Source organism: Pseudomonas kitaguniensis, assembly GCF_009296165.1.
Lineage (GTDB): Bacteria > Pseudomonadota > Gammaproteobacteria > Pseudomonadales > Pseudomonadaceae > Aquipseudomonas > Aquipseudomonas kitaguniensis.
Window position 1 is genome coordinate 1 of sequence record NZ_VUAZ01000107.1, and the last position, 8,272, is coordinate 8,272.

Here is an 8,272-nt window from a genome sequence, read left to right on the forward strand (position 1 = left end):
GTAAATACCGTTCTTGCCATGCGCGGCCATGGCTTGGTTGCTGCGCACGCTGATCATCAACTTGATATCAATCCAGTCAATGCCCTGAGCCTTGAGCTTGGGTAACTCGCGCTCCAGCACCGCCAGGGTTTGTGGATAAGGGTGACCGATCATCACCGCCGAGCCCTGTTTGTGCGCGAGCTTGATCGCCGTTTGCAGCTGCGTGGTAATCGCCGCCTCGGTGCGCTCGTCATCGAGAAATACATCCCGCGAGACATGCGCCAAGCCGATCTTCTGCGCCTCGGCGGCGGCCACGGTTTGCGCGCTGGTACGGCTGTCGACGAAGAATTTGTTACGCCGTTGCAACTCGCCCATCAACCAGGCCATGGCCGCTGGTTGCGCGGTCATGCGGCTGCCCATGTGGTTGTTGATGCCGGCGGCGTAGGGCACGGCGTTAAACGCGGCGTCCAGGCGTTTGCTGAGTTCTTCGATAGGCAGGTCGGGGTGCCAGGCGAACGGGCCGGTGGCGGGGTCCATGGGCATGTGCAAGATCACGATCTTGCCGGCCTTGTGCGCTTCGCGGGCGAGTTCGGCGGCGTGGGGTGTGTCGGGCATGATCGCCGTGGTGACCGGCCCAGGCAAAGCCAGCACGCGACGATCCCGGGGCAGGTTTTGCCCCAGGTCATCGATGATCAGTGTCAGGTAGGCTTTGTGCGGCTCGCTCGCGTCGCGTGGGCGACCCCGGCGAAGCTGCACAGCACAGCGAAGATCAGGGCAACCCGCATATCAACGGCTACGCGTGATGCTCAGGCCTTTAAGCAGGCTGAGCGCCTGGGCCAGTTGGTAGTCATCATCCTGCGGCATCGGCTTGGCTTTGGCGCCACTGCCGGTTGGCTGGTCGGCGCCGCCGTTGCCATTGCCCAAGTGACCTTGCAGGTCGGCTTCCTTGTAGTACTCGCTGTCGATCTCGTTGGTGATCTTGGCTTTGCGTACTTCGATGTCCGGGACGATGCCTTGGGCCTGGATAGAGCGACCGTTTGGGGTGTAGTAAAGCGCCGTGGTGATCTTCAGTGCGCGCTCGTTGTTCAGCGGCAACACGGTTTGCACCGAACCCTTGCCGAAGCTGGTGGTGCCCATCAATACGCCGCGTTTTTGGTCTTGCAGGGCACCGGCGACGATTTCCGACGCCGAGGCGCTGCCGCCGTTGATCAACACCGCCAGCGGTACGTTTTCGCTGAGGTCATTGCCGGTGGCCGAGAAGCGCAACTCGGAGTTGGCGATACGGCCCTTGGTGTAGACGATCAGGCCTTTGCTGATGAAGTGGTCAACAACCTCGACCGCAGCCTGCAACACGCCGCCCGGGTTGTTACGCAAGTCGAGCACGATACCGTTGAGCTTCTTGCCGTTGTCCTTGCGCAGCTTGGCCAGGGCCTTGGCCACTTCGTCGCCGGTTTTGACCTGGAACTGGGTGATACGGATGTAACCGTAGCCCGACTCCAGCAGTTGGCTCTTCACGCTCTTGACCGTGATAGTCGCGCGGGCCAGGGTCACGTCAAACGGGTTGCCGCCGTCGCGCACCAGGGTCAGGGTGATTTTTTGGCCGAGCTTGCCGCGCATCTTGTCGACAGCTTCGGTCATGCTCTGGCCGCGTGTTGGCTGGCCGTTAATCTTTACGATCAAGTCGCCGGCCTGAATGCCGGCCTTGGAGGCTGGTGTGTCGTCGATTGGCGAGACCACTTTGATCTGGCCGTCTTCGGAGCCGACTTCGATGCCCAGGCCGCCGAATTCACCGCTGGTGCTTTCTTGCAGCTCGGCAAAATCTTCCGGGCCAAGGTAGGCAGAGTGCGGGTCGAGGTTGCTGAGCATGCCCTTGATGGCATTCTCCAGCAGCGTCTTGTCGTCTACAGGTTCGACATAAGCCGCCTTGATCCGGTCCATGACCTCGGCGAAGGTGCGCAACTCGTCCAGCGGCAGCGGCGCCTTGGTGGTCGCAGCCGTGGCGGCAGGTGCAGCCGGTGCGGCCTGGTCGGCGAAAGCCAGCGGCGCGCCGATCACCAGGGCGATCGTCAGGGCCAGCGAAGTGAGGCGGGACAAATGCAGCATGTCGAACGAACTCCTAATGTAGATGCGACCCTATCCTTGGGAACGGCACCATTGTGCGGGATCGCTCGGGCGACCCTGCTGACGAATAGCGAAGTACAGCGCCGGGGTGTCCTGGCCGCCACTGTTACCGACAGTGGAGATGGATTCACCCGCTTTTACAACATCACCTGCCGACTTGAGTAAAGTCTGATTGTGGCCGTAAAGGCTCAAATAGCCATTACCGTGGTCAAGAATCACCAATAAACCAGCGCCGCGCAGCCAATCGGCAAACACCACGCGCCCACCGTGGACGGCATGCACCTGGCTGCCGGCGGACGCGCTGATCATCACGCCGTCCCACTTGGCACGCGTGTCATCGCCACGGGTTTCACCAAAGCGTGCCAGCAGTCGACCATCAACGGGCCATGGAAGTTTTCCGCGAGCTGAAGCAAAAGGCCCACCGAACGACTCGCCAGCGCTGGAAACCAGCGGGCCTGCAGCCGTATGCGCCGGTTTACGCGGCGCGGGGGCGTCCGTCGTGGCTGCCATTTCGGCCTCACGCTGGCGCTTTTTTTCGGCTTCCTGCTGGGCGATCAGCGCTTTTTGCCGCGCTTCTTCGGCCTCACGCGCCTGGCGGGCCAGGGTTTCTTCGATGGTTTTAAGTACTTTGCCCAAGTCTGCCTGGTCCTGCTCACGGGCTTGCAGCTTGGCGTCGCGCGCTTTCACGTCGTCATTAAGCTTGGCCAGGGCCAATTGGCGCTCTTTGCGCACCTTGTCCAACTGGTCGCGCTGGGTGTCGAGGGCGGTTTTCTGGTCCATCAACTGCGACTGCTGGTCGGCAATTTCCTGCTCGACATTCGCCAACTGGCGCAAGGTTTCGTTAAACCCTTTTAATTGCGCCAGGCGCGCTTTGCTCAGGTAGTCGTAGTAAGTGAGGGTGCGCGCAAATTTTTCCGGGTTCTGCTGGTTGAGCAACAGCTTGAGGTATTCCTGGCGGCGCTCTGGTACGCGGCGCGGGCCTGAATCGCAATCAAGCGTTGCTGTTCAACGCGTGCGCTCTGGAGTTTTTTTTTCTCAGCGTCGAGTCGCTCCAGTTCCGACTCGCTCTTCTTTAATTCTTTTTGCAGCTCCTGGACCTGCTTCTCTAGCTTGCCCATTTCGGTTTCCGTGCCGCGCAGGTCTTTCTGCACGCCGGATTTTTCTTCCTGGAGCTTGCCGAGCAGTTTTTTCAGCTCGGTAATGTCCTGACGCGTAGCGTCCAACTGTTGTTGGGTTTGTGCGCGCTCATCGGCAAACGCCGGTTGGAGCAGGCAGACTAAAGCTAGGGTAATCAAGGCGCGAAGCATAGAGGCGGGCGACACTAAAGAAAGGGACGGCCTAGTATGCCCGCCAAGCGCCGCAAAAAAAACGCCTCAACGCTAACTGCTTTGAGGCTTTCGTCATAAAAAGCGATTTAGGGCGCTTTAATCCGGTGGATGACTGGCTAAACCTTTCTTGCAGAAACGCTTTGAAATGCTCCTGCTGAACGGCTTATTACTTGCGGGAATAGACTCTCGAGCCCACTAATCGTTAGTCGGCGCGATCGGCAATGCCCTGTATTCATGAACTAAAAGGCCAGCGCACCTGGCTCGATTACGGTTTGCCCGATTTGCGTAGCCTCGACCGGGCTCTGCGTTCTTGTGCACTCAAGGAAGTGTTGCCAGGCAAGAACGTTACCGAGGCTGTTGAAATAGTAGCGTCGAACCTGGGACTTACCGATTCGGTGTGCTCACAGATTCATATAGCTTCTCCTTTAGGAGAGGTTTTGATTCAGCGTGCAACGTTGCAGCACATCGTTGAAAAGCGACAGGACGCCAGAGAACGTTACGTTAAATTTGCACTCGATACGCTGACAGGGCCGTTGGAGATTTGGCGTGTCGCTTACAGCGACGGCTCGGCTCGCCGGGCTTTTATTGGCGCCTATGAGACCAAACGGCAGATGCTGGTTGTAGTGAATATCCATGCAGGCAATATGCTCTGGAATTTCATGCAGACCGATGCCAAGGCATTGAACAAGCACCGCCATGGTGAGTTGCTCTACAAACGCTATCAACTTGTGTAGCAGGTAAAGAAAAGGGCAGTTCTTTCGAACTGCCCAAAATTACGTGCTTGATATTCATATACACACCCTCAAGCGGGGGTGTGGAGGTCTCACCCTGCGCTGATGTCCAGCCATCAACGGGGTTCCTACGCCAGTTATTGCCGCCGGAGGCAACTGGTTTCGCGCTCAGAACCATTATTGACGGGCTACTCGCTTTGAGCAACCCCTGAACCATTTCAGACTTGAATCAAATCAGACCAAAATCGAAGTGCCGGTCATCTCGGCTGGTTTTTCCAGCCCCAACAGTTTCAGCATGGTCGGCGCCACGTCTGCCAGTACGCCGCCTTCACGCACTTTCAGGTCGCGCTTGCCGACGTAGATGAACGGCACCGGCTCGGTGGTGTGGGCGGTGTGGGCTTGGCCGGTGGATTCGTCGGACATCTGCTCACAGTTGCCATGGTCAGCGGTGATCAGTGCTTCGCCGCCGACTTTTTCCAGTGCATCGACGATGCGGCCGACACACAGGTCCAGGCATTCCACGGCTTTGACCGCCGCTTCGAGGTTGCCACTGTGGCCGACCATGTCGCCGTTGGCGTAGTTGACCACGATCACGTCGAAACGCTGGTGCTCGATGGCGTCAACGATCTTGTCGGTCACCTGCGGCGCGCTCATTTCCGGCTGCAGGTCGTAGGTGGCAACTTTTGGCGACGGGATCAGGATGCGTTCTTCGCCTGGGAACGGCTCTTCACGCCCGCCGGAGAAGAAGAAGGTCACGTGGGCGTATTTCTCGGTTTCGGCGATACGCAGCTGGGTCTTGCCGTTTTTGGCCAGGTAATCGCCCAGTACGTTTTCCAGGCTGCCCGGCGCAAAGGCAGACGGGGCCGGGATGTTGGCGGCGTATTGGGTCAGCATCACGAACTCGACCTGTGGCTGGCGGGCGCGCTCGAAGTCCTTGAAGCCGGCATCCACGAACACATGGCTGAGTTCGCGGGCGCGGTCGGCGCGAAAGTTCATGAACACCACGGCGTCGCCGTCTTCAACTTTGACCGGTTCGCCGATGGTGGTGGCTTTGACGAATTCATCGCTCTCGCCGCGCGCATAGGCGGCTTGCAGACCTTCCTGGGCGGTGGCGGCATTGAATTCGGCTTGGCCGTCGACGATCAGGTTGTAGGCCTGGGCCACACGGTCCCACCGGTTGTCACGGTCCATGGCGAAATAGCGGCCGACCAGGCTGGCGATGCGGCCCTTGCCCAAAGCCGCGAAGGTGGTGTCGAGCAGTTCGATGGACGATTGCGCGCTTTTCGGCGGTGTGTCGCGGCCGTCGAGGAAGGCGTGCAGGTAAATCTTCTCGGCGCCGCGTTTGTAGGCCAGTTCGGCCATGGCCACCAAGTGGTCCTGGTGGCTGTGTACGCCGCCATCCGACAACAGGCCCATGATGTGCACGGCCTTGCCGGCTGCTGCTGCTTTATCTACCGCTGCGCAGAGGGTCGGGTTCTCGAAGAACTCGCCATCGCGGATTGATTTGGTCACGCGGGTGAAGTCTTGATAGACCACTCGTCCGGCGCCCAGGTTCATGTGGCCGACTTCCGAGTTGCCCATCTGGCCGTCCGGCAAGCCTACGTCCATGCCCGAACCCGAGATCAAACCGTTGGGTACGGTGGCGGCCAGGCGGTCGAGTACAGGCTTGCTGGCCGAGTACACGGCGTTGTCGTGGTGGCTTTCACTGTGTCCGAAGCCATCGAGAATTATCAGGACCAAAGGTTTAGGCGTAGTAGTCATAGATCCTCTCGCGGCGGTAATAAAGGAAGGCAATTTAAAAGTGAGTAGCAGTTTAAAGCGAAGTTCCGACGACGTCACCGCTTTACGGGGGTTGGCCGCCCCTGACGGCTGTGTATACTTACCGCCATTTTAACGCCCTGGAACCTCCTTGATGGTTGATCACCTGATTGCATTTGCCACTGCCCACTACCTGCTCGCGGGTGCCTTTGTCATCCTGCTGGCGCTGCTGATCGCTCATGAAATGAGCCGCGGTGGTCGCAGCCTGAGCACGTCGGAGCTGACCGCACTGGTCAACAAGGATGAGGCCGTTGTAGTGGATATTCGCCCGGTTAAGGATTTTGCCGCCGGCCATATCGTCGGCGCCCTGAACATTCCGCAGGACAAGCTGATCGCGCGCTTGGCCGAACTTGAAAAATACAAAGGCAAGACCATTATTCTGGTCGACGCCCAAGGCCAGCACGCCGGCACCCACGCCCGCGAGATGCTCAAGACCGGTTTCACCGCCGCCAAACTGTCCGGCGGTATCGGCAGCTGGAAGGCCGATAACCTGCCGCTGGTGAAGTGATATGAGCCAGGTTGTCGTGTATTCCAGCGATTGGTGCCCTTACTGCATGCGGGCCAAAGCCTTGCTTGAGAAAAAGGGCGTTGCCTTCGAAGAAATCAAGGTCGACGGTAAACCCCAGGTGCGCGCCGAAATGGCCCAGAAAGCGGGGCGCACGTCCGTGCCGCAAATCTGGATCGGCGCCAAGCATATCGGTGGCTGCGATGACCTGTTCGCCCTGGAGCGCGCCGGTAAACTTGATGCGCTGCTCGCCTAAACCCTAAAAGACCCCAAGATCAAGAAGGATCTGCGATGACTGACCAACAGAACACCGAAGCAGCAGAAGCGCAAGGCCCACAATTCTCGCTGCAGCGTATCTACGTGCGTGACCTGTCGTTTGAAGCGCCGAAAAGCCCGGCGATCTTCCGCCAGGAGTGGACCCCAAGCGTTGCGCTGGACCTGAACACCCGTCAAAAAGCGCTGGAAGGCGACTTCCACGAAGTGGTGCTGACCTTGTCGGTTACCGTTAAAAACGGCGAAGAAGTGGCCTTCATCGCTGAAGTGCAACAGGCCGGTATCTTCTTGATTCAGGGCCTGGACGAGCAGTCCATGAGCCACACCCTGGGCGCGTTCTGCCCGAACATTCTGTTCCCGTATGCCCGTGAGACCCTGGACAGCCTGGTCACCCGTGGCTCGTTCCCGGCCTTGATGCTGGCGCCGGTGAACTTTGATGCCCTGTACGCTCAAGAGCTGCAGCGCATGCAAACAGAAGGTTCGTCGACCGTTCAGTAAGCCTGCGCGGTAAAAAAATGTGGGAGCTGGCAGGTGTGGGAGCAGGTATGCAGCTCTCACACTTGCCAACTCCCACATTTTGTTTATGCGCTACTTGAAGCCGAGTTGGCGCCAGCCTTCGTAGACGGCAACGGCTACGGTGTTGGATAAGTTCAGGCTGCGACAGCCCTCGCGCATCGGCAATCGCAGGCGATGGCCATCAGGCAGTGCATCAAGCACCTCGGCAGGCAGGCCCCGGCTTTCCGGGCCGAACAGGAAGGCGTCGCCTTCGGCAAAGCTTGCATCATGAAACGGCCGCGAGCCCTTGGTGGTGAACGCGAACAGCCGTGGCTGGCCGAGGCTTTCCAGGCAACTGGCCAAGTCGGCATGGCGCTGGAGTGTGGCGTACTCGTGGTAGTCGAGCCCGGCGCGGCGCAGGCGCTTGTCGTCCATGTCGAAGCCCAAAGGCTCGATCAAATGCAGGTGGCAGCCACTGTTGGCGCACAGCCTGATAACGTTGCCGGTATTCGGCGGAATTTCTGGTTGAAAAAGGATGACGTGAAACATGCACGGCTCCGAAGGCAAAGATGCGCTGCATTCTACCCCCGAAGAGGACCCAAGGCCGAAGCTATTGCCGAGGGTCTTGGGCTCGTTGGCGATTGTAGGCTTGATGGTCGGCTTGATGATCGGGCGCCTGACCACCGCGGACCCGGTCGAGTTGCAACAGGTAGAGACCGCAAGGGACAGCCTGGTGGTGTGGTTCAACAGCGAGCCCAAACTGCACGGCGAGCACATCGACGGCACCGTGGCGTTGTTGTTCGACGCGCAGGGCAACGCTGCCGCCGGGCAGCTCAAGGTCAGTGACAAGTGGGTGAACTGGCGCATCCGCAAAACCGATGGCGGCTTGCTGCTGAACCTGGTGGCGGCTCGGCCTTTGCGCGGGGAGTGGAACGGGGAGAAGGCCGATGGTCGCTGGCGACTGGAGATCCATCTCCAAGAGCAATAAAAGAGGGAATCCCCGGCCTGCCTGTACCAAGGTC

Annotated in this window: 8 protein-coding genes and 2 pseudogenes; 5 read left to right on the plus strand and 5 right to left on the minus strand. The window is 59.3% G+C overall.

Annotated elements, in window-relative coordinates:
* The 3 genes and pseudogenes from F0169_RS17970 to F0169_RS17980 all read right to left on the minus strand — a co-directional run.
* A pseudogene (locus tag F0169_RS17970) lies at nucleotides 1-764 on the minus strand (divergent polysaccharide deacetylase family protein); the annotation flags it as partial.
* A 1-nt stretch (nucleotide 765) separates the two neighbouring features.
* Nucleotides 766-2,082 (minus strand): S41 family peptidase, encoded by a 1,317-nt coding sequence (locus F0169_RS17975; RefSeq protein ID WP_058413142.1) that lies wholly within the window; start codon nucleotides 2,080-2,082, stop codon nucleotides 766-768.
* 30 nt (nucleotides 2,083-2,112) lie between these two features.
* Nucleotides 2,113-3,407 (minus strand): annotated as a pseudogene (locus tag F0169_RS17980) (murein hydrolase activator EnvC family protein).
* 242 nt (nucleotides 3,408-3,649) lie between these two features.
* Here F0169_RS17980 and F0169_RS17985 point away from each other — a divergent pair.
* On the plus strand, nucleotides 3,650-4,162 hold the full coding sequence (locus F0169_RS17985; protein ID WP_152747233.1) for a PBECR2 nuclease fold domain-containing protein: 513 nt from the start codon (nucleotides 3,650-3,652) through the stop codon (nucleotides 4,160-4,162).
* A 231-nt stretch (nucleotides 4,163-4,393) separates the two neighbouring features.
* Here the strand turns inward: F0169_RS17985 and gpmI are convergent, their stop codons facing one another.
* Nucleotides 4,394-5,920, minus strand: a complete 1,527-nt coding sequence (gene gpmI, locus F0169_RS17990) for a 2,3-bisphosphoglycerate-independent phosphoglycerate mutase (protein WP_058413144.1) — start codon at nucleotides 5,918-5,920, stop codon at nucleotides 4,394-4,396.
* A 151-nt stretch (nucleotides 5,921-6,071) separates the two neighbouring features.
* On the opposite strand from gpmI, the gene F0169_RS17995 reads away from it, so the two are divergent.
* The 3 genes from F0169_RS17995 to secB are packed head-to-tail and all read left to right on the plus strand — an operon-like array spanning nucleotide 6,072 to nucleotide 7,253.
* The gene (locus tag F0169_RS17995) at nucleotides 6,072-6,485 is read left to right on the plus strand and encodes a rhodanese-like domain-containing protein (RefSeq protein WP_058413145.1); all 414 of its coding nucleotides are present in this window, start codon (nucleotides 6,072-6,074) and stop codon (nucleotides 6,483-6,485) included.
* 1 nt (nucleotide 6,486) lies between these two features.
* Entirely contained in the window at nucleotides 6,487-6,738 is a 252-nt protein-coding gene (gene grxC, locus F0169_RS18000; protein ID WP_017734847.1) for a glutaredoxin 3, read from the plus strand.
* A gap of 35 nt (nucleotides 6,739-6,773) precedes the next feature.
* Nucleotides 6,774-7,253 (plus strand): protein-export chaperone SecB, encoded by a 480-nt coding sequence (secB, locus tag F0169_RS18005; protein ID WP_058413146.1) that lies wholly within the window; start codon nucleotides 6,774-6,776, stop codon nucleotides 7,251-7,253.
* 90 nt (nucleotides 7,254-7,343) lie between these two features.
* On the opposite strand, the gene F0169_RS18010 is transcribed toward secB, so the two are convergent.
* On the minus strand, nucleotides 7,344-7,799 hold the full coding sequence (locus F0169_RS18010) for a tRNA (cytidine(34)-2'-O)-methyltransferase (protein WP_058413147.1): 456 nt from the start codon (nucleotides 7,797-7,799) through the stop codon (nucleotides 7,344-7,346).
* Here F0169_RS18010 and F0169_RS18015 point away from each other — a divergent pair.
* A complete protein-coding gene (locus F0169_RS18015; protein ID WP_152747234.1) occupies nucleotides 7,798-8,238 on the plus strand; it encodes a hypothetical protein in 441 nt (146 codons plus the stop codon). The two genes, F0169_RS18010 and F0169_RS18015, sit on opposite strands and share 2 nt — an antisense overlap.
* Nucleotides 8,239-8,272: the final 34 nt, after the last annotated feature.

What these genes read in the sequence shown, in the direction of transcription:
- F0169_RS17975 (WP_058413142.1), bottom strand. Translation starts at nt 2,082, where the DNA reads ATGCTGCATTTGTCCCGCCTCACTTCGCTGGCCCTGACGATCGCCCTG.
- F0169_RS17985 (WP_152747233.1), top strand. Translation starts at nt 3,650, where the DNA reads ATGCCCTGTATTCATGAACTAAAAGGCCAGCGCACCTGGCTCGATTAC.
- gpmI (WP_058413144.1), bottom strand. Translation starts at nt 5,920, where the DNA reads ATGACTACTACGCCTAAACCTTTGGTCCTGATAATTCTCGATGGCTTC.
- F0169_RS17995 (WP_058413145.1), top strand. Translation starts at nt 6,072, where the DNA reads ATGGTTGATCACCTGATTGCATTTGCCACTGCCCACTACCTGCTCGCG.
- grxC (WP_017734847.1), top strand. Translation starts at nt 6,487, where the DNA reads ATGAGCCAGGTTGTCGTGTATTCCAGCGATTGGTGCCCTTACTGCATG.
- secB (WP_058413146.1), top strand. Translation starts at nt 6,774, where the DNA reads ATGACTGACCAACAGAACACCGAAGCAGCAGAAGCGCAAGGCCCACAA.
- F0169_RS18015 (WP_152747234.1), top strand. Translation starts at nt 7,798, where the DNA reads ATGCACGGCTCCGAAGGCAAAGATGCGCTGCATTCTACCCCCGAAGAG.
- F0169_RS18010 (WP_058413147.1), bottom strand. Translation starts at nt 7,799, where the DNA reads ATGTTTCACGTCATCCTTTTTCAACCAGAAATTCCGCCGAATACCGGC.